Raw genomic sequence first — 24,894 nt, 5'->3', positions numbered from 1 at the left:
GGAATCAGCCAATTGAAGAGGCTTTCAATAGTTTGACGATATCTTTCTTGATCTTGTTCGGATCGGCATCTTTCGGGAAACGCATCATCAGATTGCCCAATGGATCAATCATGTAAATGTGATCCGCCATGGTGCTGCCCTCCTCTACCGGCAACCATGCACGCACGGCTTCCGATTTGGCGCGCAGCATATTCGTGCCGTCGAACTCACGCATCAATATCGTATCCAGCGGCTTGTCGTCGGTAATCAGCCAGACGCGTTCAATACGCTCCATTTCCTTGCCTTGCGCAAGACGCAGCTGACGCATGTCATGCAATTTTTTTTCGCATGCAGCGCGGCACTCAGCACCATCGACCTGCAACATGATCCACTTTCCCTTATAGGCATCCAGCGCTATTGGCTTGCCATCGAGGGCATGTGTACCAAGCTCTGGAATAGGATAATCGCGCGGATCGATGAAAGCGCCGTAATTGGTGCGGCTTTGCGGCTTGATCACGTAGTAAGTCAGATACGACAGGATGATAGGTGATGCGCATACCAGAATAACCAGAAATAGCTTCCAGCGTCCTTTGTGTTTATTTTGTTCCACGTCGAATTCCTGTCACAACAAAAAAAATGAATGCCATCGCAGCCAATGCGTACCACTGGAAGGCATAACCACGATGTTTCTCCACACCGCCGGATGGCCGCGGCCAATCGCGCACCAGGCCATCGTGTGTATCGGATAACTGCTCAAGAAAAATCGGCTGCATTGCCAGTTTGCTGCTTGCAGCAAAGCTGGCGATATCGAGATTTTGCACGATTGCATGCGCTTGCGGCGCATCCAGCGCGCCCAGCTGCATCACAGATCCTATCGAGCGGCGCGCCGTGCCTTCGATTTCAATCTCGCCTTCCGGTGTCACGATGGCCGGCAGTTTGGTACGATCAACCGGGTTACGCGGAATCCAGCCGCGCGCAACCAGCACATGCAGATTGCTGGCCGCGATTTTAAATGGCATCAACAGGTAAAACCCGGCGACACCATTGTGCGGACGATTGTCCAGATAGACAGGCCAATCGTGCAGAAACTCTCCCTTGACCAAAATACGGCGATACTCAAGTCCCTCTGAGCTCTGCAACAAGCCGCCCAGCTGTATTGCCGGCGCAGTCTGTCTTTCCTGCAACTGCGCTTCAATCGCCAGCTTTTCGACTGCCCGCCGCGTCTGCCACTGTGCCAGCGACAAACCTATCGCCACCGCAATTGCCGCGGCAACAAATGGAATGAGCCTAAACCGGAAGGTGATTCGCATTACAATATCACTTCACTCAATACATACTGCGTTAGCCAGGCTGATGCAATTCCCGAACCGTCCGCCATGAAAATCGTTGTCGCCATTGCTTTTATCCTGATTCTCGGCAGTCTTGGATCGGCCCTGTTCTTTCTGATGAAAGACAAAGGGAAAAGCGACCGTACCGTCAAGGCACTGGCAATGCGCGTCGGCTTTTCGATCACCCTCTTTATTCTGGTGCTGGTTGCATACAAACTGGGCTATATCCAGCCAACCGGCATACGCTGACTTCCGTACAGGGCAATTTCAACTTTTGCATGCAGTACAACACGTCGCTGCAATCGTAAAAAAGCCGCACCGAAGTGCGGCTTTTTTATTTGTCTCGCCGATTACTGCAAGCGCAAATTACAACCAGTAGACAACTACGTACAGGCCGAGCCAGACCACGTCGACAAAGTGCCAGTACCAGGCTGCACCTTCAAATGCGAAATGGTTGTCAGGAGTAAAGTGACCTTTCATGACACGGTACAACACGACGCTCAGCATGATCGCACCCAGAGTCACATGGAAACCATGGAAACCGGTCAGCAGGAAGAAAGTCGAACCATAGACACCGGATGTCAGCTTCAAGTTCAGTTCGCTGTAGGCGTGCATGTATTCATACACCTGAAAACCCATGAAGATCGCGCCCAGCAGCACCGTTGCAGCCAGCCAGAATGCTGTCTTGCCGCGATGATTTTCACGCAAGGCGTGATGCGAGAGTGTCAAGGTTACGCCAGAGGTCAGCAACAATGCCGTATTGATGGTTGGGATCCAGAATGGGCCCATGGTCGTGAAGGCTTCCACCGTACCGGCAGGACCGACATTACCCCAATGTGCAGCAAAATCAGGCCACAGAATCTTGTGATCCAGATCGCCTAGCCACGGCATGCTGATGCTGCGGGCATAAAACAAGGCACCGAAGAATGCTCCAAAGAACATGACTTCGGAAAAGATGAACCAGCTCATGCTCCAGCGGTAGGATGCATCGATACGCTTGTTGTACATGCCGCCTTCGGATTCGCCGATCGCATCGCCAAACCATTTGTACAGCACGACGAGAAAGCCCAGCAGGCCGGCCCAGGTAATATACGAACCCCAGCTGGCATCATTGACCCAGGCAGATGCGCCCAGCATCAGTGTGAGTAGTGACATACCCGCCGCCGCCGGCCATCTGGACGGGCCAGGCACGAAATAATAGGGCGCATTCGCGTGTTGAGCACTCATCTCCATCTCCCAATACAAAATTCAAGTAGTTAGTTACGATGCAACGGCAACTTCGACCTACGGTCACAAGCACCGCCATAAAAACCCATTTCGACTTCGGCTTATTCCCTATGCCGATGCCCCATCATCCTGCTGTTGCCGGCTTCACCGCCGCCTGTTTTTCAGGCTTGGCAATTTCAAAGAAAGTATAGGACAAGGTTATCGTCTTTACATCCTTGGGTAAGGCCGGGTCCAGATAAAACACTACCGGCATCTGCTTGGCCTGACTAGGCTCCAGTGTTTGTTGCTGAAAACAAAAACATTCCACTTTTTTGAAATGCGCTGCCGCCTGCTGCGGCGCATAACTTGGAATTGCCTGTGCTTCCACACTGCGCGTCTGCGTATTCACTACTTCGTACAACACCTGACTCATTTCGCCCGGATGCACTTTCATGCTGTTTACCGTCGGACGAAACCGAAATGGTCCTGTCGTGTTTGCATCAAACTCAACTGTAATGGTTCGGCTCTTGTCGATTTGCGAATTATCGATCGGCTTTACCTTCATCTCTTGCGAGGTCAGGATATTGACGCCGGTCAGCTCGCAAATCTGTTTGTAGATCGGAACCAGCAAATAACCGAAACCAAACATCATCACCGCAATCACGGCCAGCTTGCCGAGCATACGGCCATTCAACTTGCCGGTCGATTCTGTCTGATTTTCCATCTTGCCCTAACTAAACCACAAGCGCTTCGCGATCACGCTCAGCATGAAACCCGCTGCGATGACAGCCAGAATAAGGCCGGTACGCAGATTACGCTTTTTTTGATCCGTCATATGAAGGCGGGCTTGCGCCCGCCACTCCATTTATTTAACAGTCGGTGGTATTTCAAACGTGTGGAACGGCGCTGGACTAGGCACAGTCCATTCCAGACCTTCCGCACCATCCCAAGGCTTGTCAGCAGCTGGCTTGCCACCGCGAATCGATGGAATCACCACTGCGAACAGGAAATACACCTGCATCAAACCGAAACCAAGACCACCGATGGATGCAATCACGTTGAAATCGGTGAACTGCGCCGGATAATCAGCATAACGGCGTGGCATACCCGCCAATCCCAGGAAGTGCATAGGGAAGAAGGTGATGTTAAACAGGATCAGCGAACCCCAGAAATGGATCTTGCCGCGAGTTTCGTTGTACATGAAACCAGTCCACTTCGGACCCCAGTAGTAGAAACCGGCGAACAGGGCGAACAGCGAACCGGCCACCAGCACATAGTGGAAGTGGGCAACCACGTAATAGGTATCCTGCAACTGGATATCGATCGGTGTTACCGCCAGAATCAGGCCGGTAAAGCCACCGATGGTAAACACGAAGATGAAACCGATTGCGAACAGCATAGGCGTCTCGAATGTCATCGAGCCTTTCCACATCGTCGCAACCCAGTTGAAAATCTTCACGCCGGTCGGCACCGCAATCAGCATCGTTGCGTACATGAAGAACAGCTGGGCAGTCACCGGCATGCCGGTGGTGAACATGTGATGCGCCCACACCATGAACGACAGAATCGCGATCGAAGCGGTTGCATACACCATCGATGCATAGCCGAACAATTGCTTGCGGGCGAAGGTCGGGATGATATGCGACACGATACCGAACGCAGGCAGAATCATGATGTACACCTCTGGATGTCCGAAGAACCAGAAGATATGCTGGTACATGACAGGATCGCCGCCACCAGCCGCATTAAAGAACGAGGTACCGAAGTGACGATCGGTCAATGTCATTGTGATTGCGCCGGCCAGAACAGGCATCACAGCGATCAGCAGATAAGCGGTAATCAGCCAGGTCCAGCAGAACATCGGCATCTTCATCAGAGTCATGCCAGGAGCGCGCATGTTCAGGACGGTGACGATAATGTTGATCGAGCCCATGATCGACGATGCACCCATGATATGCAGGGCAAAAATCGCCATGTCCATACCTGGGCCCATTTGCGTCGACAACGGCGCATACAGCGTCCAGCCGGCAGCTGTTGCGCCGCCAGGTACGAAGAATGATGCAACCAGCAGCACAGCAGCAGGCGGCAACAGCCAGAACGAGAAGTTGTTCATCCGCGCAAATGCCATATCCGACGCGCCGATTTGCAATGGGATCATCCAGTTGGCGAAACCGACAAAGGCCGGCATGATCGCGCCGAACACCATCATGATGCCGTGCATCGTGGTCAGCTGATTGAAGAATTCAGGCTGCATCAATTGCAAACCAGGCTGGAACAGTTCTGCGCGAATCAACATCGCCAGGAAACCACCGGACAGCAGCATGGTGAAAGAGAACCACAGATAAAGCGTACCAATATCCTTGTGGTTCGTCGCATATACCCAACGACGCCAGCCTTGCGGTGCGCCGTGATGATCGTCATGCGAATGATCGTGGGCTGCGTCGTGTGAATGATCGACTGCGGTTGTGCTCATCTCAATCTCCTGATTCAATTACTTGCGCGCAGCCAGCACTTCAGCCGGTTGAACAATGTTTTCTGCAGCCTTGTTGGACCAGTGATTACGCGTATAGGTAATTACTGCTGCAATTTCGGTATCCGACAATACAGGTTTCCAGGATGGCATCGCGCCCTTGCCTTCCATCACCATATGGATATTGGCCGCTTTCGGTCCGGTGACGATAGGCGAAGCGTCCAGTGCAGGGAAGCTGCCTGGCACACCTTTGCCGTTTGCCTGATGGCAGGCGATACAGTTGGATGTGTAGACTTTTTCGCCGCGTTGAACCAGCTCATCCACAGTCCATGTCTTGTTAGGATCGTCTGCATTGGCAGCCATTTCCTTTTTCTTGCCATCGACCCAGGCCTTGTAGTCTTCATCGCTGACGACGTTGACTACGATAGGCATGAAGGCGTGATCCTTGCCGCACAATTCCGCGCACTGACCGCGGTAGGTGCCGATTTTTTCAGCCTTGAACCATGTATCGCGTACGAAACCGGGGATTGCATCCTGCTTGACGCCGAACGATGGGATCATCCACGAGTGGATAACATCGTTTGCAGTCAGGACGATACGGATTTTCTTGTTGACTGGAACCACAACCGGATTATCGACTTCAATCAGATAATTTTCGTTTTTGGCCTGAGTGTGGTCAGTAATTTGTTCGCGTGGCGTAGACAGATTGGAAAGGAAGCCGATACCTTCGCCTTCGCCAGCCAGATAGTCGTAACCCCATTTCCATTGCATGCCGGTGGCTTTAATGGTGATGTCGGCATTCGACGTATCCTTCATCGCTACCACGGTTTTGGTCGCCGGTAGCGCCATGCCGATAACGATCAAAAACGGGATCACAGTCCATGCGATTTCAACTGCGGTACTTTCGTGAAAAGTAGCCGACTTATGTCCGAGCGATTTGCGGTGCTTGACGATCGAGTAGAACATCACGCCGAACACGGCGAGGAAAATCACCAGGCAGATGATCAACATCAGGGTATGCAACGAATAGATCTGTTCAGCGATCTGTGTCACAGGTTGATGAAAGTTCAACTGGCGTACTGCCGGGCCGCCCGGACTATCAGTCACCGCCCAAGACGGCAAACCTGCCGTCAGGAGCGACGCACCGAGCATCAAAGATTGAAGGCGCTTCGCATGTTTCATGATTTCCTCAAAAGCCCAAATTAAGAATTCTGTTTAACCGCCGGGCCTACCGACTGCCCCAGCTCCTCACGCAGTTCTTTGAATGAACATGCGCCTCTTGTATTCCGTAGGGGACACCCCACTTCATATCGTGCAGCTGACAATTCCATGACCACCCAGCGATTGCACCGTACCAACCGGATCAATCCAAGGCCAAGGCCGATACTTCATCGGCCGAGCACGCTGACGCAAATCGCGCTCGCGCAAAACCGTCGAAGTATAAGTCGGAAAGGGCGGTGTTATCAAGTATAAAAACAAATGACAACACCCCCGCCCTGCAAGGCTTTCAGCCGTCTTCTTCAGATCAATTGCAGCAAGTGCGCGGCTTTTTGCGGTCTGTCATACAAAATATCTGTGACTTAGACGACACAAAAATCGATATCATTTCAGCAAGCATCTTTATTTTCTGGGTAAATCGAAACGCACTATCGATTCACCGTTCGCTCTCGTCTTCGGTGCCGGGCGGAAGGCATGACCATAGATAATCTCAAACGTCAGCGGAATTTTTCCATCCGCCTGGCGGCTTTGCTCCAGCACCTGCACCACGCGTTGCCAGGCGTCCCGGCCCAGCAAACCCCGGCGTCGAGTGTCCAGCGGATTGCCGCCCCAGGCCCGCACATCATCCATCAATTTTTCAACTGAACCATAGGTGACCGTCAGCGTTTCCATATCCATTACCGGCGTTGAAAAACCTGCGTTGACCAGCATATCGCCGAAATCATGCATATCAACAAAGGGCAATGCATGTGGTGCGCTATCCACAACGGCAAAAGCGGCACGCAACTCCTTGAAGGTATCGGGGCCGAAACAGGAAAACATCAACAAACCATCCTGCCGCAATACGCGACGCCATTCCGCGAACACGCGATCAGGTTGCGGATGCCAGTGCAAGGCCAGATTCGACCACACCAGATCAACCGCATTCACACCCAGCGGCAATTGCGCAAAGTCACCGCACAGCAAACCGGCATTGGGATTTTTGCCCTTCCCCATCGTGGCCGGCAGCCATTGCTGCAACAAGCGATTCACGGCCGAGAGCGCTGCCATCTGCGTTTGCATGGCCGCAGCCAGCATTGCGGGAGCAGCATCGAGGCCCAGCATGGTCGCCTGCGGAAAATGCTTTTGCAAGGTTGCCAGATCCGCACCTTCGCCGCAGCCTGCATCCAGCACGTATTGCGGCGCAATCCTGACCAATGCCAGGCGTTCATGCATTCTGGTCGCCACTTCGCGGCGCAGGAAATTCGATTCGTTTATGCGTGCAGGATTGGCGAACAGGCTGCGTACACGGTTCAAATCTATGGGCGCACTCAGCTTGGAATCAGGAAGGGAAGACACAGGATCGGAAGGGTTCAATGACATAATGCAGGCAAGTTTACACGCATGAGAGCGGAGCTGCGCGATGCTGCATCGTTTTTTCGATTGGTCTCGTCATTTCATTCGGCACCTGCCGACCGCCCTTCCATCGTCATGCGCATTGTGCGGCTTCAATAGCAGACAGTCACTGTGCCACGATTGCGAGCAGCGCTTCTTCAATCAGACTCCGCTGCGCTGCCTGCAATGCGCATCCCCGCTTCCGCATACCGGTGCGCCAATACAACGTTGCGGCGCCTGTCTTGGCGATCCGCCAGCCTTCGACGCCACCATCGTGGCCGGCGATTACGCCGCGCCTGTCGATCATCTGGTGCTGGCCCTCAAATTCGGCAACCGGCTGGCACTGGCGCCGCTGTTTGCGCGCATGCTGCGCGATGCGATATTGCGCGAACCGGCCTTCGCCATGCCCGCCTTGCTGACCGCCGTACCGCTGGGAGAAAAGAGACTGAGCGAACGCGGCTTCAATCAGGCGCTGGAAATTGCCAAACCTTTGGCACGGGCGATTGCCATACCGCTGGCACCGCAATTGCTGGAACGTACGCGCGACACGCTGATGCAGTCGATGCTGCATCCGGCCGAACGTCATCGCAACATGCGCCATGCATTTGTCTTGCCGGCCAATGCCGACTTACTGGTACGGGGACGGCATGTAGGTGTCGTGGATGACGTGATGACTACCGGCGTCACCCTGAACGAAATTGCCATCACGCTGAAACGTCATGGTGCAGTACGCGTCACCAACCTGGTCTTCGCGCGCACACCGCCGAAGTAAAGTCGCCTGCAATCGGATTAAAATGCGCGCTCTGCTTTCGTAATACTGCGATATCGCAATGCACTGGCACACCGCCAGCCGAGGAGAATAGTCTTGTTTCATGTTGTACTGGTCGAACCTGAAATCCCGCCGAATACCGGCAATATCATCCGCCTGTGCGCCAATACAGGTGCGCAGTTGCATCTGGTCGAACCATTGGGCTTTCCACTGGACGATGCCAAGATGCGTCGGGCCGGCCTCGACTATCACGATTACGCGCAGATGAAGGTACACCGCGACTGGCAGGCATTTCTCGACTCGTTTCCGGCCGATCAGCCCTTGAACCCAACCCGCATGTTTGCACTGACCACGCATGGCTCCACGCCCTTTGCCGGCCTGGCGTTTCAACCCGGCGATATATTTGTCTTCGGCTCCGAAACCAAAGGACTCGCTCCGGCACTACGCGAATCTTTTCCGTCCGCACAGCGCATACGCCTGCCGATGCGGCCCGACAATCGCAGCCTGAACCTGTCGAATACCGTCGCCGTGGTGGTCTATGAAGCATGGCGGCAAAACGGTTTTGCCGGCGGACAGTAACTACTTGCCGGGTTTAAGCTACAGTCATGCCGAGCCACGGCAAGCCGCATTCTTTTCACTCACACCGGCATCGATGAGATGCAACTCGAAGGAATCCATGAATTTACGCTCACTTTTTCTCGCGACTTTCGCGCTGCTGCTCAGTTCCGTTGCGCTTGCGCATGATTATCGTGCGGGCGATATCCGGATTGACCATCCGTATGCGCGCGCCACAGTTGCCGGTCAAACCAGCGGCAGCGCGTATTTCACAATGGAAAACACCGGCAAGCAAAGCGATACCTTGATTGCCGTGCAATCGCCGGCCGCCAAATCAGCAGAAATCCATACCATGTCCATGACAGCCGATCACGTGATGCGCATGCGCGAAGTGGACAGCATCGAGTTGAAAGCGCAAGAAAAAGTGACGATGCTGCCGGGCGACGGCTATCACATCATGTTGCTCGGCTTGACAGCGCCGCTCAAAGCCGGCGACAAGCTGCCGCTGGTATTGACGTTCAGGAAGGCAGGAAAAGTTAACACTACTGTCACGGTGGAGACAGGCAAAGCCAGCACGCCCGAAACAAAGCGCGACGAACATCACCAGCACCGATAAAAACCGGATGACAATAACGGATGAAAAAAAGGGCGTTTAAAACGTCCTTTTTTATTTATTTCGCTGCGTAATGCCGATACACCTTGTATTTTCCATTCGCCTGGAACAACAACACATCATAGGCATCGGCAGGCTGGCCCGGCACTTCCATTCCTGGCGAACCCATGGGCATGCCCGGCACAGCCAAACCTGCGGCCTTTGGTTTTTCTGCCAGCAAGCGCTTGATATCGCTAGCAGGCACATGACCTTCCAGCGCATAACCACCTACCATTCCCGTATGACAGCTGCCGAATGATGCAGGCACACCGAATTTTGCACGGTACGGTGCAGTATCCTGCACGTTGTGTGCATTGACCTTGAAGCCATTGGCCCGCAAATGGTCTAGCCAATCCGTACAGCAGCCGCAAGTCGGCGTTTTGTAAACCTCGATCACCGGCTGACTGGTTTTGGCAAAACCGATTGCAGGTATTGCGCCGAGCGCAATTGCAGCACGTAATAAAGTACGCCGTTGCATCATCTTCTCCTGATCAATCTGTCTTATATCGAAGCGATCTTGCATCGAACATCCGATGGCAGACAAATAAAAAGCCGCAAGCATTTGCGGCTTTTTTTAACGAATACGTGAACTCAAGCCGTTTGCGGTTGGGCCGCCGCCAGGCGCGTGACGATTTCCTTGCGGTAGCGATTCAATTCCTGCACCGAACCGAAGGTACGCTCGAACAGCAGCGACATATTGTGCAGAATGCGATCGACGACTTTCTTTTCCCACTCGCCGTCAAACTTGATCTGACCGTCCAGCCAGCGCTCCAGCCATTCCGGATCGGGCAAACGCGATTGCACCGTATCGTTCGGGAACAGCGATTGGTTCACATGCAGATTGGTTGGATGCAAAGGCTTTTCAGTACGACGCGCCGAAGCCATCAAGACACCGATCTTGGCAAAGGCAGCACGTGCGCTGTCGCCGACTTCAATCAATGCTTTTTTCATGTAGCGCAGATAAGCACCGCCGTGGCGCGCTTCATCCTGGCTGATGATTTTGTAAATCTGTTTGATGACAGGCTCGGTGTGCCATTCGGATGCACAGCGATACCAGTGGTTCAGGCGGATTTCACCGCAGAAGTGCATCATCAATGTTTCCAGCGCAGGAGCAGGATCAAATTCAAAACGCACATTGTGCAGCTCTTCTTCGGTCGGCACAAACTCGGGCTTGAAGCGACGCAGATATTCCATCAACACCAGCGAATGCTTTTGTTCTTCAAAAAACCATACCGACATGAATGCAGAGAAATCACTGTCGCCGCGATTGTCACGCAGGAACATTTCCGTTGCAGGCAAGGCCGACCATTCCGTAATCGCATTCATGCGTATGGTTTGCGCCTGCTCATCAGTGAGTTTGGAGCCGTCAAACTGATCCCATGGAATATCTTTTTCCATGTTCCAGCGTACCTGCTCTAACGATTTAAACAATTCTGGGTACAACATACGCGCCTTAAAAATTGAGTTAAGTGCTTGATTCTACCAAGAAATTCATCATTTACCCAGTCAAAAACCATGACATGCCTGGTAACAGCGCCTGTTTAACGCAGCAGGTTTTATTTTCTGCTGGTCAATAAACAGTCTTCATGCCGCAGCCGCACGACGCAAACCATGAAAGGCAAGGAAGAATCAAACTGAAAATATAAAACGCCGACCTTGCATATAATTCATCCCGGCACGAAAAATTGCCATCCGTTTTGCATAGGCACCATGACAAAAACCCCCTCTTGATGCAAGATGGGGGCATTCATGACGACATCAACCATCAGATGAAAAAATCCTTCTTCACGCTGATGTGCAGCACGCTGCTGGCAATCTTGTTCAGCGCTGCACATACCGCATCTGCACAAACTGCTGCGCCAGCCGCCTGCCCTGCAACATTGAATCATGTCGTCGCGCGCCTGCAGGATGAGGCGCCACAAAACCTTTGCCAATATGCGGGCAAAGTCGTTTTGGTGGTCAACACTGCCAGCTATTGCGGCTTTACGGTTCAATACGAAGGTTTGGAACAGCTATATGCCAAATACCAGCCACAAGGATTGGTCGTGCTGGGTTTTGCATCCAACGATTTTGGCCAGCAGGAACCGGGCGCGAACAAGGAGATCGCCGAGTTTTGCAAAAACACCTATGGCGTGAAATTTCCGATGTTTGCCAAATCCTCTGTCATCGGCCCGAACAGCAATCCCGTTTATCAATCCCTGATGAAAGCCGGCGCACTGCCGCCTCAATGGAATTTTCACAAAATCCTGCTGGGACGCGATGGAAAAGTGATTACAAGCTATCCGTCAAAAATAACGCCTGGCGATAAAAAGCTGATTGCCGATCTTGAACAGGCGCTGGCAAAAAATAAATAACCGCTATTGCCTACGCCGGATTTCAACCCTCACAGGTATCCGGCAGCGGCACAAATAACAATTTCATTTCCCCTTGCGGCCGAACGGCCGGCTCACAAAGCGCGACCCGGCCAAACCGAAACGCCACGGCACATCGACTGCTTTCGAGATTCCGATACGCGGCCCGCTCACTACCGATACCGGCTCTGTCGCCAACAGCAGTTGAAACGGCGGCGCATCCAGCGATGCCCCATTGAGTCGATGCGTCACGCCCAGCGCCTGACATAAACGCCCGGGCCCGGAACACAGCAAACGCACATCATCCATTCCGCGCCGCTGACGCATGATATCGATACCCGTCGTCGGTTCCAGCGCACGTATCAGCACCCCGGCACCGTGGCCTTCCTCGCAGCAAACGAAATTCATGCCCCAGTGCAGGCCATACGAGCGATAAATATAGACGTGCGCAGGAGGACCGAACATGGAGCCATTGCGCAGCGTCTGTCCGTTGAAACAGTGCGACGCCGGGTCGGTGAAATCGTAAGCCTCCGTTTCGACTATGCGTCCGCCCACGCCATCAATCAAGACCGTTACACCGATCAAGCGGCGCGCCAGTTCAGACGAGGGAGAGGTAAAATCAAGCGCGGCGAGGACGGCATTCATGGGTTCGATTATCAGGGAAAATCCGAATTTATGCCGTGCAAGCCATGCATACGCTCTCCCTGACGCGAGCAACAAGCGCCGGCATGGACAAGGCCCCACCAAGTCGCCGCGCCCAAGATAGGCAATACAACATTGCTGCCGCGCAGGCATAATAACGGTGCTTATTTAATCCGCCAGCCCCAACCAGGGCCGGCCTCCAGACATAACGCTGTGATTTTCCAGAAGCAACCAAACATTAGAGAGGCAACAGGCGAGCCATCGCCTCCATGACCATGCGCATTCTGATTATTGAAGACAATGCCGATATTGTCGCAAACCTGTATGCATTTCTTGAGCCGCGCGGCTACGTGCTCGATTGCGCCGCCAACGGATATGCAGGCTTTGCACTGGCAGCACAACATGAGTACGACGCCGTCATCCTCGACATCAAGTTGCCAGGCATAGACGGCCTGACGCTATGTCGCAAGATGCGCGATGAATTGCAAAACGATACGCCCGTGCTGATGCTGACTGCACGCGATACGCTGGACGACAAAGTCGCCGGTTTTGACAGCGGCGCGGATGATTACCTGGTCAAACCATTTTCACTGCTGGAAGTGGAAGTCCGCCTGAAAGCCCTGATACGCCGCGCGCGCGGCAAAAATCAGGGGACGAATTTCCTCAGCGTCGGCGATCTGGTATTCGATACTTCGACGTATCAGGTCAAACGCGATGGCATGCCGATCACGCTGACCAAGACCGGCTTCAAGATCCTGGGCTGCCTGATGAAGGAAGCGCCCAAGGTCGTTTCGCGGGAAACGCTGGAACTGGAAGTCTGGGGCGATCATCCGCCTGACAGCGATGCCTTGCGCACGCACATCCATGCGCTGCGGCAGGCACTGGATAAATCGTATCCGTTTGCCATGCTGCGCACGGTCCAAGGCATAGGCTACCGCCTGGTCGGTTCGGATGAAGCGCTCTAGTACGCTACGGCGACGCATCGTCGTCGCCTACCTTTTATTTGCACTGGCAATCTGCACTTTCTTTGGCATCGTTGCCGCCGTTGCCATCGAGGGTACGGAAGATTTGCTGGTTGACGAGCATTTACGCAGCATTGCCGCCTGGGCCTCGCCGCGCCATGCAAACGGCATGCCGGTGGAGATGCCGCACGATGTAAGCTTCTATCACAGCACGGCCATTCCATCCGACTTGCGCGACTTGCCGCTGGGCGTCGCGAAAAAGAACTTTGAAGGAAAAAATGTTCATCTTCTGGTTGGGGAAGACGATGCCGGCATCTATGTAGTGGTCGATCGCGCCAGCGAATACAAAAATATCGAACATGTGATTTACGCCATGATCATGGCCGGCTTTCTCGGCTTTGTGGCACTGTCGCTGTTTCTCGGCAGCTTTATTGCGCGCGGCTTCGTCGATCCGATCATTGAACTGGCAGCAGCGGTCGACGAGAAAGGCAACCATGCCGATTTACCACTACTGAACAGCCACGATGAACTGGGTGTACTGGCACGCGCTTTCGCCGCCCATACCGCCGAGCTGCAGCAATTCCTGGCGCGCGAACGCTTTTTTACCGGCGATGTCAGCCACGAATTGCGCACGCCGCTGACGATCATCACCGGCGCTGCCGAACTATTGCTCGAACAAACCGTCACGCAACCGGCACTGCATGCACCGGCAGACCGCATTCTGCGTGCAGCCAAGGAAGCAAACGAGTGTGTTGAAATACTGCTGCAACTGGCACGCGCACCCGACCAGATTAATCGACCGGAAACATCGGTTACGGACGTCATTCATGCCGAAATCGCGCGCTGCCAGCACTTTGTTGAAGGCAAGCCGGTCACGCTGCATTTTGAAGAAGGTGAAGACTTTGTGGTGGCCGCTCGCAGGGAACTGCTCACGGCGGCGATCGGCAATCTGATTCGCAACGCCTGCCAATACACCGAGCAAGGCTCCGTCACTGTCAGAATCGCGGCTCACACGGTGATCGTTGAAGATACCGGCCCCGGCTTGCCGGAATCGATACAGGCGCGCCTGCAAAACAAGCAATCATCCAAACCCCTGGTCGGTTCTGCAGGCTCGGGACTGGGCCTCGCTTTGGTCGTGCGCATCTGCGAATACCTCGATGCAAAATTAATCGTAGAAAATAATCCAAAAATTGGCAGTAATTTCCGAATTGTTTTTAAGACAAGTTTAACTTAAACGTAACACATTCCTCACATCTTATTAAGTTCCTCAGCGTTAACCTGCGGCTATGCAGTGGAGTCGCGTTGCCTAGGCAATTCAACTCCTTCTAGCGGTTTTTGAGTTGTTTTATCTTGAACCGCAGACATTTCGTTTTTAACGCAATGTCGCGCATATGAATACGTAGTGGCCAAAAAAGATTTTTCAGATTTTTCTGATAATCGACAACAACATGGTCATACGTTGACCGCCACATCATCTTAATAAACCTTGAGGAAGACATGGACGTAATAAGCACCGCAGCATTCTGGGCTGCACTTGGCAACATCATCCTGATCAACATCGTACTTTCCGGCGACAACGCAGTCGTCATCGCGCTGGCCGCCAAATCCCTGCCACCCAAACAAAAGAAACTGGCTGTGATCTGGGGTAGTGCCGCGGCGATTATCCTGCGTATTGTTTTGACCATCTTTGCATTGCAATTGCTGACCCTGCCATACCTGAAGCTCATCGGTGGCGTTCTGCTGTTTTACATCGGCGTGCAATTGCTGGCGGAAGACGGCGGCGAAGAAAACATCGAAGGCTCGTCGAATCTGTGGGGTGCGATCAAAACCATTCTGATCGCCGATCTGGTGATGAGCCTGGACAACGTACTCGGCGTCGCAGCCGCAGCCGATGGCCACGTTGGCTTGCTGATTATCGGCTTGGCCATCAGCGTTCCATTGATCGTGTTCGGCAGCACGCTGGTTTTGAAGTTGATGGAGAAATTTCCTATCATCATCACTCTGGGTGCGGCATTGCTCGGCTATCTGGCTGGCGAAATGCTGTTCTCCGATACCGCGGTCGTACCCTGGATCGAAGCCAACGTACCGCATCACGAGCTCAACCTGTTCGGCAATACCCATCTGAGCATTCCAGGTCTGGTACTCGCACTCGGCGTTGTCATCGTCGGCACCTATCTGGGTAAGCGTCACCATAAAGCTGCAGCGGCGTAATCCCGGCAGGCGAGCGCCATCTGGCGTTTGTCTGCGTAGCAAAAAGGGCGAACCGGACAACCGGTTCGCCCTTTTCTTTTCCTGACTGCCCGCACTGAAAATCGCTCAGGCACCAGGCTCCGTCATCCTAATATTTTCGCACATTGAAATTATGTTCGACCACCAGCCTGGTGGTTGCAATCAGACTGCTTAATCCGAATACCAGTTGCGTCAGCCTGTCACCCGGCAAGGCCCATATTTGCGTGTTCGGTGCCTCGATCTGTGTCGCCGCTGTAATCAATGGTGCAACCCACGCTGCTTCCGGTGTCACATCCAGCAGCACATCGCCTTCCGCTGTCGTATGCATGAAAATCTCGCCACCTTCGCCCAAACCGAAGCAAATTCCCCAGCCGCTGGCCTTGCTGTTTTTGCCCAATTGCTGGATAGAGCGATTTTGATGATCGATCCATGTTTCCACATCGTAGGTGGTTTTCAAAACTATCCAGGGCCGTTCAAGCTGCTCGTCCTGATTTTTCTCGCCTTCGTCGACCATCATTTACATTTCATCGGAAAATAAGTAATTCGTGCTCACACTGTACACGCTGCAATAACATTCTTCGGCTAGCCGACAGATAAAAAACGTACAAAGCCGGCAATTCCGCGCCTTCGTGCTATCCTGCGGGCCCTAGCTCACACATTGCTCGACTGCTGTTCATGACGACCGAATCAAGCCCTAATCCGTTTCAATCCGCGCGCATCCTGCTCAAGGAACTTCAAGAAAAATTTCCCGTGTTTGGCGATTTCCAGCCGCTGGCGATCGGCATCGACAAGCAACTGATTGCACAAAACCCAGAAGTCAGCCGCAAAGCCTTGCGCACTGCACTCGGCATACACACCAATTCCCTGCGTTATCTGAAGGGAATGGAAAAAGCCACCGTACGCTTCAATCTGGATGGTTCGCACGCCGATGAAGTCACGGATGTGCATCGCACACACGCGACCACGACCTTGAAAGAACGCTTTAAAAAGAATGCCGAACAGCGCAAGGCGCAACGCCAGGCGGAAGAAAGCCAGCGCAAGCTGGAGGAAGCAGAGCGCCTGCGCGCCGAAAAGCTGAATCAGCTGGCAGAGAAATTTTCACGCAAGAGCTGACCACACTCGCACTGACTCGGTCAATGATCGTGTCAGTGCATCAGCATCACTACCAGTAAGTCCATAACATCTTGGCGGCCAGCACATACAGCAGGCAGGCGAAAATGCGCTTCAATATCGGCACTGGCAATCGATGTGCCAGCCGTGCGCCAAACGGTGCAGTGACCACACTGCCGCACACAATCCCGATCAGTGCCGTGATGGAAATAAATCCTATTGCGTCAGATGGCAAATCCGCCACGTTCCAGCCGGAAATGATGTAACCGATCGTCCCGACCACCGCCAGCGGAATTCCCATCAAGGCGCCGGTACCTATGGTTTTCTTCATCGGCACACCGCACCACAGCATGAAGGGAATCGTCAGGAACGCGCCACCGGCAGACACGAGTCCGGCAATAATTCCAATCACCATGCCGACACAGAACAGCGGTCCGGCCGCCGGCAAAGGACGCGCCGCCTTCGGCTTTTTATTCAGCATGATTTGCGTGGCGCCAAAGAACACTATGACGGCAAAACTCAAGGCCAGATGGCGTTGCGGTATCCAGGCCGAAACCGAAGTGGCCAGCAGACTGCCAATCACCAGGCCCGGCGTCATGCGTTTGACGATATCGAAATCGACCCCATCAAATTTGAGGTGTTCACGCACACTGGAACCGGAAGTAAAGGCGATGGATGCCATGCATGTCGCCAGTGCCATGTGCACCACGTGATCCGGTGCAAAATGCTGGGCAGCGAACAAGGCTGCAATAATCGGCACCAGCGTCATGCCGCCGCCTATGCCGAGCAAGCCGGCCAATACGCCGACAAACGCACCGGCCATCACATAAGCAAGAAACCACATCATGCATGCACCTCAATGATTGCGTCTGCCACGCTTGCACCAAGCAACTTCGTCACCATCGATTGCATGAGATACGCCTTGTTTGTTATCAGGGAAATAAATTGTGCCCTGATCGCATAAAAAATATCAAGGCACGGTCTCTACTATACCGATACTCGCCGCCAAAGTTTTCCGAAAAGAAAATATCCCGCTGGCAGTGTTGCCATTTCGCTCTGGATAAGGAAATCTTGCTTGAAATAGGGGATGTCAGATTTGCATTGCGCCATCATTATTGCCGCCGCCCACGCCAGTCGCCAAAACCCGCTAGACTGACGGCTGCATCAATCCGGCTTTGTCGAATTGCATAAAAATTCCGACTGGATTTTTCGCATCAAACAGCAGCATCCATTTACCCATCAATATCTTAACCGGCAGACCATCTTTGCATTCCGCATCACCCTCTCCCGTCGTCAAGAACGAACGCCTGTTTTTGCTGACCATTGCCGGCATACAGTTCACGCATATTCTCGATTTCATGATCATGATGCCGCTCGGCCCGCAACTGATTCGGGTCTTGCATATCGATACGCATCAGTTCGGCGTACTGCTGTCGTCCTACACGCTGACCGCTGCCGCATCCGGCTTGCTCGCCGCTACCTATATCGATCGCTTTGACAGACGCAAACTGATGCTCACGCTATACGCGCTGTTCATCATTGCAACGCTGTGTTGCGGCTTGGCGCCCGATTACAGCACGCTGTTGATTGCGCGCGCACTGGCCGGCGCATTCGGCGGCATTCTGGGCGCGCTGGTGCAAACCATGGTCGCAGACGTGATTCCATTCGAGCGACGCGGCAAGGCGATGGGGACGGTGATGACGGCGTTTTCCATCTCGACCGTGGCAGGCGTGCCACTGGGTCTTTTTCTGGCTTCGTATTTTTCTACTATCGGCTGGCGTGCGCCGTTCTTCTTCATTGTCTTGCTGGCGACCGGATTCTGGCTCATCGGATACAAATTGCTACCCAATCTGACCGCGCATCTGCACAGCAAACGGGTGGGCAATGTTTTCCAGCAGCTTTTCGCGGTAGCGAAAGAACCCAGCCATCTTGTCGCATTTGCGTTTATTGCGTTGCTGATGATGGCGGGTTTTACAGTAATTCCGTATATCGCCTTGTACCTGACAACCAACGTCGGCTTGCCGGAATCATTCATCACCGTGATCTATCTGTGCGGCGGCGCAGCAGCATTTTTCACTTCGCAATTGATCGGCAGGATGTCTGACCGGCACGGCAAACTAAAAGTTTTTCAGCGCGTGGCGCTGGCATCCTTTATCCCCTTGCTGGTCACCACGCATCTGGTGCCGATTGCATGGTGGCTGGTATTGATCAATTCCACACTATTCTTCATTCTCGTGCCAGGCCGCATGGTGCCGGGCATGGCGATGGTGAGCGCGGTACCGGCACCGCATGTGCGCGGCACCTTCATGAGTTTGGTTTCTTCGGTGCAGATGCTGTCCTCGGGACTGGCAACGCTGGCGGCCGGCATGATCATGACGCGTGCGCCGGACGGGCAAATCGTGCATTACGACATGGTCGGCTATATCGCCGTTGCCTGCGGCATCGCCACCATCTGGATTGCCCGCCATTTGCGCGTAGCCGCAACAACTACGACGACCGGCAAACCGCTCACCTGATTGCACGTCTTACGGTTTGGCAGGCGGTGCGCGTTTTTTGCCCGGCTTTGCGCCTGATTTGGCGGCAGTCTTTTTTGCTGCGGCAGCTGGCTTGCCTGAGCGCATTACCGGCTCGGCTTGCGTTGCCCTAGCCTCTTCCGCCATGACGCCGCGCACAGTCTGATTAAATTGTTCCTGCAGCGAATTCCACCAATCCGCCGCCACATCCGCCGCACCGGCGGCATGTACAGAATCATCAGTCCCTGTGGCTGCATGCGATGCCGGACTTGCATGTGTCTTGGCATCAAACGCTGTGGCACCCATGGCCTGCAAGGTCGAGATCGTCGCTGCCTGCACTTCCAGCGCTTGTATCGTGCCGCGCAACATATTCATATTCACACTCAACCACGACTCCACCGCCTTCAGATCGGCGATCTGCTTGTTGACTTCATCCAGTGAAAGAGTCGGCATCACCATGCCGGGAATTCCTGTCGAGGCATGCGCGCCACCCCACATTTTCTTGACGAATTCCAGCGTATCGGCCATTGCATCGAAGCCGGGAAGATGGGGCATATTGGGCTGGGTCATGTGGCACCTCCAGGATGGAAAGACAGTCTGCAAAAAGCGTGGCATAGCGCCATCATGCTTGCTTTCAGCTTAGCAGAGAATGTGATGCGCAAACGACATGCTAACGCGGCGGACGCTGCATATTGCAACGCAGCGACAAAGATTTTCCTGCCTTGAATATTCAAGATACGATTTTCCAAAAGACGCATCTTATGCGGCACTCACTGCGCCCATTCACCCAAGCCGCTGGCTTGCGTTTACACTGACACCATGACGATGGCCCCTCCCCCAACCGAATACCAACGCGGGCACTCGCGCAGCCTGTTCGTGTTGATCGCGGCGGCGCTCTTGCATCTGCTTGCCATCAGTTGGCTAGGCGGACTGCTTCGTTTTCCCGGTTCGCATCCGCCGGAAGATACTGCAGTGATAATAGCCACGCTGACAGCGCCGCCACCCAAACCCGTGATAAAAGCCGCGCCGAAGCCCGTCAGGCACAAGCCACGCCCACCAAAGCCGCGCCCCTCACCACCGCCTGCAATACCGCTCGACATGCCACCGACATTGGCTGCCAGCGAAACGACATCGACAGATATACCAGACAGCGAAAGCAACAGCGACGACATTGCCACCTCTGCAGCAACAGAGACGCCCGTTGCCGATCCAGAACAAAACAGTGTGCGCTACAACATCGATCTGCCGCCTTCTGCCGAGCTGAAATACGATGTGCAAAAAACGCCGAAGGAAGGTGCCCCCATGTATGGCAGCGGCACCATCAGCTGGCACACCGATGGCAGCAAATACAGCGTGAATGGCGATTTTGGCGTGCTTTTCATTACTGCCTTGAGCTTTCAGAGCACCGGCGCCATAGAGGACACCGGCATAGCTCCCGAGTTGTATAGCGAAAAACGCTTTCGCAAGGCGGAAACTAATACGCACTTCCATCGCGAACGCAATACCATCAGCTTTTCATCTTCCACACTATCGTATCCGCGCAGCGGCGGCGAACAGGACCGCGCCAGCATCATCTGGCAACTGGCCGGCATAGGGCGCGGAGATAGCGGAAAATTTGTCGCCGGGGCCAGCATCGATCTGTTCGTGGCTGGCACCCGCAATGCAGAAACCTGGCAGATTCTGGTGCTCGGCCTGGAAGAAATCAAAGTCGATGGCGTCAGCACGCAGGCATGGCATCTTGCACGTGCACCACGTGTTGGTTCATATGATCAAAAGCTGGATATCTGGCTGGCACCGGAACAAAACTGGTATCCGGTACGCTTGCGCTATACCGAAACCAACGGCGATTACCTCGACATGACGCTGACCAGCCTGAACGTTTCCGCAGTACATTAGTCTGATATTTTCAACCACTTATTATTTTGGTGATTCAATGAGCCGTTTTTTCTCCCGATTTTTTTTCAACTTGATCCTTGCCGGCATGACGAGCGCATCGTCGCTCGCCGCTTTCGCACAGGCGCCGGCAAAATTTACCGCCAATCCGCCTGCCTCCGCCGATCTGAACTACACCATCAACGCACATCAAAGCGGCCTGTCCTTGAATGGAACCTCCATCCTGCATTGGAGCCAGGATAAAGACCACTATTCGATCAGCACCGAGACGCGCGCCATGCTGCTGGGGAAAATTCTTGAAGCAAAAAGCGAAGGGGCTATCGATGCCTACGGCCTCGCTCCTCTCACCTCCACCGAGAAACGCCTGCGCAAGGCCCCGACCACCACCACCTTCAATCGCGAAACCCGCAGCATCACCTTTAGTGCATCCGAAGCCAGCTACCCCATCAAGGGCGGTGAACAGGATCGCAACAGCGTCGTATGGCAACTCGCAACCATGGCACGCAGCGCACCGGCAAAATTCAAGACAGGCGTCAGTATTTCCATGATGGTCGCAGGACAAAAAGATGCAGATCAGTGGACGTTCAAGGTCGGCAAATCGGAAACCATCAAAACCGCTTTGGGCAACCTGAAAACAATCAAGGTCAGCAAGCTCGTCAAAGGCAATGACAAGGGCCAGAAAATCGACATCTGGCTTGCACCTGCCAAAGAATGGTATCCGGTGCGCATACGTTTTGCCGAACCGGATGGCGATTTCATCGAACAAACCATCGTCAAGATCACTCCACAATCCTGAGTCACAGAGTCAGGCAAGGGCTTCCACGCATATAATGCGGCCACCGATTTTTGATTGTCAGGGAACAGATGAATTCTGCAGATAGCGCGCTGGTACTCTTCAGCGGCGGACAAGACTCCACCACCTGCCTGGCATGGGCACTCACGCACTATGCGCGAGTGGAAACCATAGGCTTCGACTACGGCCAGCGCCATGCCATCGAATTGGCGGTACGTCCATTTTTGCTGGAAAAAATACGCACTCTCTCACCTGAATGGAATAGCAAACTGGGTGAAGATCACATGATTGATCTTTCTCTCATCGCAAAAATTTCCGATACCGCTCTGACCAGCAATGTCGAAATTGCGATGCTGGAAAACGGCCTGCCCAATACTTTCGTACCCGGCCGCAATTTGCTCTTCATGACAGTCGCCGCAACCGTGGCGTATCGTCGCGGCTTGAATGTACTGGTAGGCGGCATGTGTGAAACCGATTTTTCCGGTTATCCGGATTGTCGCGACGACACGATGAAAGCATTGCAGACCGCACTCAATCTCGGCATGGCGACAACGCTGAAAATTGAAACGCCGTTGATGTGGATAGACAAGGCCGCTACGTGGAAAATGGCACAGGATCTGGGCGGAACGCCCTTGCTCGATCTGATACGCACAGGAACACACACCTGCTATCTCGGCGAACGCGGCGAATTGCACGACTGGGGCTATGGCTGCGGCAATTGTCCGGCGTGCAAGCTGCGCGCGCGCGGATATGCCGATTTCATTGCCGAATAAAATCGCTGTCACGCACGGTACGCGCCCAGGCTTGAAGCCCGCGTCTGCTCCGGCAGGTCGACATCGCAACCTGCCGTCAACGACTCAGATTGCCGATCAATAACGCGGGCTTGGTGCCGGCATAGATTGCGCAGGTTCCGGTTGCGGAGCAGTAATGATCGTGGTGGTTTCACGATAAATGCCGCCAGTTCCCACGCTGCCCGAAACCGTGCCTTCGCCGCGCACCCTACGTGCGCAATCCTCGCGATCTGCCGCCGGCAATGCATTGCAGCGCATGAGCGCGTTTTGCTCATACGAGGTCGAACTATCATTCAGACGACCACGTCTGGCGTCGTTAAGCGCGGCACCAGCCTCCCTCAGACAAGTCGCTCGATCCTCATAGGTTTGCCCTTTCAGGCAGGCGGCGCGCTCTTTCTGATAAGTACTGGTAGCAGTATCGGCTGCCAGTACAGTAGTCGAACCCAGGGACAGGACGGCAGCAAAAATCGATAAGGCAAGCGCCCGTTGCGATGCCTTACAAAATGCACTGTGAACAAATAACATGTTGTTCTCCTGCGTAAAAAATATCAGCCTAAAACGCAAACTCTGCCTTGTATGTGCGCTAACCGGCTTATGCAAATTCAAGTTACACAATCCCGAACATGAAAACAAGCTTGTATGCAGAGGCAGACTGCGCGACTATTTTCCCTGCACAATTTTTTGATTCAATGACATACTTGCCCAACCAATATTGCCCATCGCGCCCGCAGCCCTGATCCTGCCGCCGATTCGGCCATGAATTTATTTAAAAACTTCAAAGAGATACGCAATGCCTTCACCCAAAGCACCGCGCAAGCACTTTTCCATGTTGCGCGGCTTTCACCTCGCTGATTTTTTTACGCTCGGCAACGCAGCCTGCGGTGTCGCGGCAGTATTTTTCGCGATGCTCTATATGAACAGCCAGTCGCTTACCCATTTTTACGCGGCAGCGGCAATGGCTCCGGCCGCATTTATATTCGATGTACTGGACGGCAAGATTGCACGCTGGCGGCGCCAGCATTCGGCAATGGGACGCGAACTGGATTCGCTCGCCGATGTGATTTCATTCGGCCTCGCCCCTGTCACGCTGGGCTTCGCCGCCGGTCTGACGGCTGGCTGGGATTGGGTGGCGATGATTTATTTCGTCTGCTGCGGCGTCAGCCGTCTGGCACGTTACAACGTCACCGCAGAAGCGCTGTCCGAAGGCGCCGACAAGGTGGCGTATTTTGAAGGCACGCCCATTCCAACCAGCGTGCTGATTACCGGCATATTGGCATGGCTGGCATCGCAGGGACGCATAGGCTCAGCAATTTTCGGCGACGTCTGGACGCTGGGTCCGTGGGAACTGCACCCATTCGCCTTGCTGTTCGTCTTGTCCGGCACATTAATGATCAGCAAGACCCTGCATATCCCGAAACTGTAAAAACGGGCGCAGGCAAGAACGACGGTAGCGCTACAAACGATAAATCAATGCAGCAATCACCACTGCGGCAACCAATGCCGCAGTAATCGTATCAAGTAAATCCACGGCAATACCTCTTTGCATCCTTTTCCGCGTCCGGACTGGAATTTTTCCACCAGCCGTTTCAGATTACACATCAGGGACATCATCGCCAACGACGATTTTTACTGATGCTTATGAAGGAAACTAATACCCCATCTAAATGTAACAAGGCGTAAATGCATTGGTGCACATTGGCGAATGGCTTTCCAATACGAGTCAGCGCGCATTCCTGTCTGGCCGCGCTACTCAGGGGAAACATCATGAATATAAAATCAATCGTATTAATGACGGCTCTGCTTGGCAATGTTGCATTTTCACAACCATCCATGGCAACAGAAACACATCTGGATGCGACGCGATATTCCGCTCCGAGTGCAGGTACCTCCAGCATTGAAAGCATCACCAAGTCGCAAGCCAAAGCGGCCAAAATGTTTCGCGTGGTAGAGAATTTTGAAAAAATCGATGCCAATCGCGATGGCCGCGTGACACGCCATGAATTGCGCCTGTATGCACTTTCCACCCGACGCCATGTGCCGATGACCTGATGCGTAGCGG

At 53.7% G+C, this 24,894-nt stretch carries 30 protein-coding genes; 15 read left to right on the top strand and 15 right to left on the bottom strand.

Going from position 1 to position 24,894, the window contains the following annotated elements; genetic code table 11:
• Positions 1-4 precede the first annotated feature (4 nt).
• Together ABWP27_RS00900 and ABWP27_RS00895 are read right to left on the bottom strand one after the other, a co-directional pair.
• Complete coding sequence (locus ABWP27_RS00900) at positions 5-589, bottom strand: SCO family protein (protein ID WP_353152454.1); 585 nt, start codon at positions 587-589, stop codon at positions 5-7.
• On the bottom strand, positions 576-1,289 hold the full coding sequence (locus tag ABWP27_RS00895) for an SURF1 family protein (RefSeq protein WP_353152452.1): 714 nt from the start codon (positions 1,287-1,289) through the stop codon (positions 576-578). Before ABWP27_RS00895 ends, ABWP27_RS00900 begins: the two co-directional genes overlap by 14 nt.
• 66 nt (positions 1,290-1,355) lie before the next feature.
• Between ABWP27_RS00895 and ABWP27_RS00890 the strand changes: the two genes are divergently transcribed.
• On the top strand, positions 1,356-1,556 hold the full coding sequence (locus ABWP27_RS00890) for a twin transmembrane helix small protein (RefSeq protein ID WP_041322694.1): 201 nt from the start codon (positions 1,356-1,358) through the stop codon (positions 1,554-1,556).
• 117 nt (positions 1,557-1,673) lie between these two features.
• Here ABWP27_RS00890 and ABWP27_RS00885 read toward each other — a convergent pair whose 3' ends face one another.
• The 6 genes from ABWP27_RS00885 to ABWP27_RS00860 all read right to left on the bottom strand — a co-directional run bounded on the left by ABWP27_RS00885 (position 1,674) and on the right by ABWP27_RS00860 (position 7,563).
• The gene (locus tag ABWP27_RS00885) at positions 1,674-2,534 is read right to left on the bottom strand and encodes a cytochrome c oxidase subunit 3 (RefSeq protein WP_353152450.1); all 861 of its coding nucleotides are present in this window, start codon (positions 2,532-2,534) and stop codon (positions 1,674-1,676) included.
• Between the two features lie 124 nt (positions 2,535-2,658).
• Positions 2,659-3,237 carry a cytochrome c oxidase assembly protein gene (locus ABWP27_RS00880; protein ID WP_353152448.1) on the bottom strand — a complete coding sequence of 193 codons (579 nt, stop codon included), beginning with the start codon at positions 3,235-3,237 and terminating at the stop codon, positions 2,659-2,661.
• Between the two features lie 6 nt (positions 3,238-3,243).
• Positions 3,244-3,348: a cytochrome oxidase small assembly protein gene (locus ABWP27_RS00875; protein ID WP_353152446.1), complete on the bottom strand. Its 105-nt coding sequence runs from the start codon at positions 3,346-3,348 to the stop codon at positions 3,244-3,246.
• Between the two features lie 30 nt (positions 3,349-3,378).
• Positions 3,379-4,986 (bottom strand): cytochrome c oxidase subunit I, encoded by a 1,608-nt coding sequence (ctaD, locus tag ABWP27_RS00870; RefSeq protein WP_353152444.1) that lies wholly within the window; start codon positions 4,984-4,986, stop codon positions 3,379-3,381.
• Positions 4,987-5,004: 18 nt separating this feature from the next.
• Complete coding sequence (coxB, locus tag ABWP27_RS00865) at positions 5,005-6,165, bottom strand: cytochrome c oxidase subunit II (protein WP_353152442.1); 1,161 nt, start codon at positions 6,163-6,165, stop codon at positions 5,005-5,007.
• Between the two features lie 438 nt (positions 6,166-6,603).
• Positions 6,604-7,563 carry a methyltransferase domain-containing protein gene (locus ABWP27_RS00860; protein WP_353152440.1) on the bottom strand — a complete coding sequence of 320 codons (960 nt, stop codon included), beginning with the start codon at positions 7,561-7,563 and terminating at the stop codon, positions 6,604-6,606.
• A 40-nt stretch (positions 7,564-7,603) separates the two neighbouring features.
• Here ABWP27_RS00860 and ABWP27_RS00855 point away from each other — a divergent pair, with 40 nt between their 5' ends.
• From ABWP27_RS00855 to ABWP27_RS00845, 3 genes are all read left to right on the top strand, one after another.
• Entirely contained in the window at positions 7,604-8,347 is a 744-nt protein-coding gene (locus ABWP27_RS00855; protein WP_353152438.1) for a phosphoribosyltransferase family protein, read from the top strand.
• Positions 8,348-8,440: 93 nt separating this feature from the next.
• Positions 8,441-8,923, top strand: a complete 483-nt coding sequence (trmL, locus tag ABWP27_RS00850; RefSeq protein WP_353152436.1) for a tRNA (uridine(34)/cytosine(34)/5-carboxymethylaminomethyluridine(34)-2'-O)-methyltransferase TrmL — start codon at positions 8,441-8,443, stop codon at positions 8,921-8,923.
• Positions 8,924-9,020: 97 nt separating this feature from the next.
• Positions 9,021-9,515 carry a copper chaperone PCu(A)C gene (locus tag ABWP27_RS00845; RefSeq protein WP_353152434.1) on the top strand — a complete coding sequence of 165 codons (495 nt, stop codon included), beginning with the start codon at positions 9,021-9,023 and terminating at the stop codon, positions 9,513-9,515.
• A gap of 55 nt (positions 9,516-9,570) precedes the next feature.
• Here the strand turns inward: ABWP27_RS00845 and ABWP27_RS00840 are convergent, their stop codons facing one another.
• Together ABWP27_RS00840 and ABWP27_RS00835 are read right to left on the bottom strand one after the other, a co-directional pair.
• A complete protein-coding gene (locus ABWP27_RS00840) occupies positions 9,571-10,029 on the bottom strand; it encodes a DUF411 domain-containing protein (protein ID WP_353152432.1) in 459 nt (152 codons plus the stop codon).
• 113 nt (positions 10,030-10,142) lie between these two features.
• A complete protein-coding gene (locus tag ABWP27_RS00835) occupies positions 10,143-10,997 on the bottom strand; it encodes a ferritin family protein (RefSeq protein ID WP_353152430.1) in 855 nt (284 codons plus the stop codon).
• Between the two features lie 323 nt (positions 10,998-11,320).
• Between ABWP27_RS00835 and ABWP27_RS00830 the strand changes: the two genes are divergently transcribed.
• On the top strand, positions 11,321-11,905 hold the full coding sequence (locus ABWP27_RS00830) for a glutathione peroxidase (RefSeq protein WP_353152472.1): 585 nt from the start codon (positions 11,321-11,323) through the stop codon (positions 11,903-11,905).
• A gap of 63 nt (positions 11,906-11,968) precedes the next feature.
• Here ABWP27_RS00830 and ABWP27_RS00825 read toward each other — a convergent pair whose 3' ends face one another.
• Positions 11,969-12,547, bottom strand: coding sequence for a DNA-3-methyladenine glycosylase (locus ABWP27_RS00825; protein ID WP_353152428.1), 579 nt, complete (start codon positions 12,545-12,547; stop codon positions 11,969-11,971).
• 272 nt (positions 12,548-12,819) lie between these two features.
• On the opposite strand from ABWP27_RS00825, the gene ABWP27_RS00820 reads away from it, so the two are divergent.
• From ABWP27_RS00820 to ABWP27_RS00810, 3 genes are all read left to right on the top strand, one after another.
• The gene (locus ABWP27_RS00820; protein WP_353152470.1) at positions 12,820-13,509 is read left to right on the top strand and encodes a response regulator transcription factor; all 690 of its coding nucleotides are present in this window, start codon (positions 12,820-12,822) and stop codon (positions 13,507-13,509) included.
• Entirely contained in the window at positions 13,496-14,740 is a 1,245-nt protein-coding gene (locus ABWP27_RS00815; protein WP_353152426.1) for a sensor histidine kinase, read from the top strand. Before ABWP27_RS00820 ends, ABWP27_RS00815 begins: the two co-directional genes overlap by 14 nt.
• 263 nt (positions 14,741-15,003) lie before the next feature.
• Entirely contained in the window at positions 15,004-15,717 is a 714-nt protein-coding gene (locus ABWP27_RS00810; protein WP_353152424.1) for a TerC family protein, read from the top strand.
• A gap of 127 nt (positions 15,718-15,844) precedes the next feature.
• Here ABWP27_RS00810 and ABWP27_RS00805 read toward each other — a convergent pair whose 3' ends face one another.
• A complete protein-coding gene (locus tag ABWP27_RS00805) occupies positions 15,845-16,252 on the bottom strand; it encodes a hypothetical protein (protein ID WP_353152422.1) in 408 nt (135 codons plus the stop codon).
• 158 nt (positions 16,253-16,410) lie between these two features.
• Here ABWP27_RS00805 and ABWP27_RS00800 point away from each other — a divergent pair, with 158 nt between their 5' ends.
• Positions 16,411-16,848 (top strand): ProQ/FINO family protein, encoded by a 438-nt coding sequence (locus ABWP27_RS00800; RefSeq protein ID WP_353152420.1) that lies wholly within the window; start codon positions 16,411-16,413, stop codon positions 16,846-16,848.
• A 49-nt stretch (positions 16,849-16,897) separates the two neighbouring features.
• Here ABWP27_RS00800 and ABWP27_RS00795 read toward each other — a convergent pair whose 3' ends face one another.
• On the bottom strand, positions 16,898-17,692 hold the full coding sequence (locus ABWP27_RS00795; protein WP_353152418.1) for a sulfite exporter TauE/SafE family protein: 795 nt from the start codon (positions 17,690-17,692) through the stop codon (positions 16,898-16,900).
• Positions 17,693-18,110: 418 nt separating this feature from the next.
• Here ABWP27_RS00795 and ABWP27_RS00790 point away from each other — a divergent pair, with 418 nt between their 5' ends.
• Positions 18,111-19,361: an MFS transporter gene (locus ABWP27_RS00790; protein ID WP_353152416.1), complete on the top strand. Its 1,251-nt coding sequence runs from the start codon at positions 18,111-18,113 to the stop codon at positions 19,359-19,361.
• A 9-nt stretch (positions 19,362-19,370) separates the two neighbouring features.
• Here ABWP27_RS00790 and ABWP27_RS00785 read toward each other — a convergent pair whose 3' ends face one another.
• Positions 19,371-19,928, bottom strand: coding sequence for a PhaM family polyhydroxyalkanoate granule multifunctional regulatory protein (locus ABWP27_RS00785; protein WP_353152414.1), 558 nt, complete (start codon positions 19,926-19,928; stop codon positions 19,371-19,373).
• Positions 19,929-20,177: 249 nt separating this feature from the next.
• On the opposite strand from ABWP27_RS00785, the gene ABWP27_RS00780 reads away from it, so the two are divergent.
• The 3 genes from ABWP27_RS00780 to queC all read left to right on the top strand — a co-directional run bounded on the left by ABWP27_RS00780 (position 20,178) and on the right by queC (position 22,817).
• Positions 20,178-21,254, top strand: coding sequence for a DUF3108 domain-containing protein (locus ABWP27_RS00780; RefSeq protein ID WP_353152412.1), 1,077 nt, complete (start codon positions 20,178-20,180; stop codon positions 21,252-21,254).
• Positions 21,255-21,291: 37 nt separating this feature from the next.
• Positions 21,292-22,047 (top strand): DUF3108 domain-containing protein, encoded by a 756-nt coding sequence (locus ABWP27_RS00775; RefSeq protein ID WP_353152410.1) that lies wholly within the window; start codon positions 21,292-21,294, stop codon positions 22,045-22,047.
• A 68-nt stretch (positions 22,048-22,115) separates the two neighbouring features.
• A complete protein-coding gene (queC, locus tag ABWP27_RS00770; RefSeq protein WP_353152408.1) occupies positions 22,116-22,817 on the top strand; it encodes a 7-cyano-7-deazaguanine synthase QueC in 702 nt (233 codons plus the stop codon).
• Between the two features lie 96 nt (positions 22,818-22,913).
• Here queC and ABWP27_RS00765 read toward each other — a convergent pair whose 3' ends face one another.
• The gene (locus ABWP27_RS00765; protein ID WP_353152406.1) at positions 22,914-23,360 is read right to left on the bottom strand and encodes a hypothetical protein; all 447 of its coding nucleotides are present in this window, start codon (positions 23,358-23,360) and stop codon (positions 22,914-22,916) included.
• Positions 23,361-23,625: 265 nt separating this feature from the next.
• Between ABWP27_RS00765 and ABWP27_RS00760 the strand changes: the two genes are divergently transcribed.
• Positions 23,626-24,258 (top strand): CDP-alcohol phosphatidyltransferase family protein, encoded by a 633-nt coding sequence (locus ABWP27_RS00760; RefSeq protein WP_353152404.1) that lies wholly within the window; start codon positions 23,626-23,628, stop codon positions 24,256-24,258.
• 341 nt (positions 24,259-24,599) lie between these two features.
• The gene (locus ABWP27_RS00755; RefSeq protein ID WP_353152402.1) at positions 24,600-24,884 is read left to right on the top strand and encodes an EF-hand domain-containing protein; all 285 of its coding nucleotides are present in this window, start codon (positions 24,600-24,602) and stop codon (positions 24,882-24,884) included.
• Positions 24,885-24,894: the final 10 nt, after the last annotated feature.

Source organism: Herminiimonas fonticola (assembly GCF_040395855.1).
GTDB lineage: Bacteria > Pseudomonadota > Gammaproteobacteria > Burkholderiales > Burkholderiaceae_D > Oxalicibacterium > Oxalicibacterium fonticola_A.
This window is presented reverse-complemented; position numbering and strand designations above follow the sequence as displayed.

Bases quoted from the DNA above. Each gene is read 5' to 3' on its own strand.
- ABWP27_RS00895 (WP_353152452.1), bottom strand. From the start codon at position 1,289: ATGCGAATCACCTTCCGGTTTAGGCTCATTCCATTTGTTGCCGCGGCA.
- ABWP27_RS00890 (WP_041322694.1), top strand. From the start codon at position 1,356: ATGAAAATCGTTGTCGCCATTGCTTTTATCCTGATTCTCGGCAGTCTT.
- ABWP27_RS00885 (WP_353152450.1), bottom strand. From the start codon at position 2,534: ATGAGTGCTCAACACGCGAATGCGCCCTATTATTTCGTGCCTGGCCCG.
- ABWP27_RS00880 (WP_353152448.1), bottom strand. From the start codon at position 3,237: ATGGAAAATCAGACAGAATCGACCGGCAAGTTGAATGGCCGTATGCTC.
- ABWP27_RS00875 (WP_353152446.1), bottom strand. From the start codon at position 3,348: ATGACGGATCAAAAAAAGCGTAATCTGCGTACCGGCCTTATTCTGGCT.
- ctaD (WP_353152444.1), bottom strand. From the start codon at position 4,986: ATGAGCACAACCGCAGTCGATCATTCACACGACGCAGCCCACGATCAT.
- coxB (WP_353152442.1), bottom strand. From the start codon at position 6,165: ATGAAACATGCGAAGCGCCTTCAATCTTTGATGCTCGGTGCGTCGCTC.
- ABWP27_RS00860 (WP_353152440.1), bottom strand. From the start codon at position 7,563: ATGTCATTGAACCCTTCCGATCCTGTGTCTTCCCTTCCTGATTCCAAG.
- ABWP27_RS00855 (WP_353152438.1), top strand. From the start codon at position 7,604: ATGCTGCATCGTTTTTTCGATTGGTCTCGTCATTTCATTCGGCACCTG.
- ABWP27_RS00845 (WP_353152434.1), top strand. From the start codon at position 9,021: ATGAATTTACGCTCACTTTTTCTCGCGACTTTCGCGCTGCTGCTCAGT.
- ABWP27_RS00840 (WP_353152432.1), bottom strand. From the start codon at position 10,029: ATGCAACGGCGTACTTTATTACGTGCTGCAATTGCGCTCGGCGCAATA.
- ABWP27_RS00835 (WP_353152430.1), bottom strand. From the start codon at position 10,997: ATGTTGTACCCAGAATTGTTTAAATCGTTAGAGCAGGTACGCTGGAAC.
- ABWP27_RS00830 (WP_353152472.1), top strand. From the start codon at position 11,321: ATGAAAAAATCCTTCTTCACGCTGATGTGCAGCACGCTGCTGGCAATC.
- ABWP27_RS00825 (WP_353152428.1), bottom strand. From the start codon at position 12,547: ATGAATGCCGTCCTCGCCGCGCTTGATTTTACCTCTCCCTCGTCTGAA.
- ABWP27_RS00820 (WP_353152470.1), top strand. From the start codon at position 12,820: ATGCGCATTCTGATTATTGAAGACAATGCCGATATTGTCGCAAACCTG.
- ABWP27_RS00815 (WP_353152426.1), top strand. From the start codon at position 13,496: ATGAAGCGCTCTAGTACGCTACGGCGACGCATCGTCGTCGCCTACCTT.
- ABWP27_RS00810 (WP_353152424.1), top strand. From the start codon at position 15,004: ATGGACGTAATAAGCACCGCAGCATTCTGGGCTGCACTTGGCAACATC.
- ABWP27_RS00805 (WP_353152422.1), bottom strand. From the start codon at position 16,252: ATGATGGTCGACGAAGGCGAGAAAAATCAGGACGAGCAGCTTGAACGG.
- ABWP27_RS00800 (WP_353152420.1), top strand. From the start codon at position 16,411: ATGACGACCGAATCAAGCCCTAATCCGTTTCAATCCGCGCGCATCCTG.
- ABWP27_RS00795 (WP_353152418.1), bottom strand. From the start codon at position 17,692: ATGATGTGGTTTCTTGCTTATGTGATGGCCGGTGCGTTTGTCGGCGTA.
- ABWP27_RS00785 (WP_353152414.1), bottom strand. From the start codon at position 19,928: ATGACCCAGCCCAATATGCCCCATCTTCCCGGCTTCGATGCAATGGCC.
- ABWP27_RS00780 (WP_353152412.1), top strand. From the start codon at position 20,178: ATGACGATGGCCCCTCCCCCAACCGAATACCAACGCGGGCACTCGCGC.
- ABWP27_RS00775 (WP_353152410.1), top strand. From the start codon at position 21,292: ATGAGCCGTTTTTTCTCCCGATTTTTTTTCAACTTGATCCTTGCCGGC.
- queC (WP_353152408.1), top strand. From the start codon at position 22,116: ATGAATTCTGCAGATAGCGCGCTGGTACTCTTCAGCGGCGGACAAGAC.
- ABWP27_RS00765 (WP_353152406.1), bottom strand. From the start codon at position 23,360: ATGTTATTTGTTCACAGTGCATTTTGTAAGGCATCGCAACGGGCGCTT.
- ABWP27_RS00760 (WP_353152404.1), top strand. From the start codon at position 23,626: ATGCCTTCACCCAAAGCACCGCGCAAGCACTTTTCCATGTTGCGCGGC.
- ABWP27_RS00755 (WP_353152402.1), top strand. From the start codon at position 24,600: ATGAATATAAAATCAATCGTATTAATGACGGCTCTGCTTGGCAATGTT.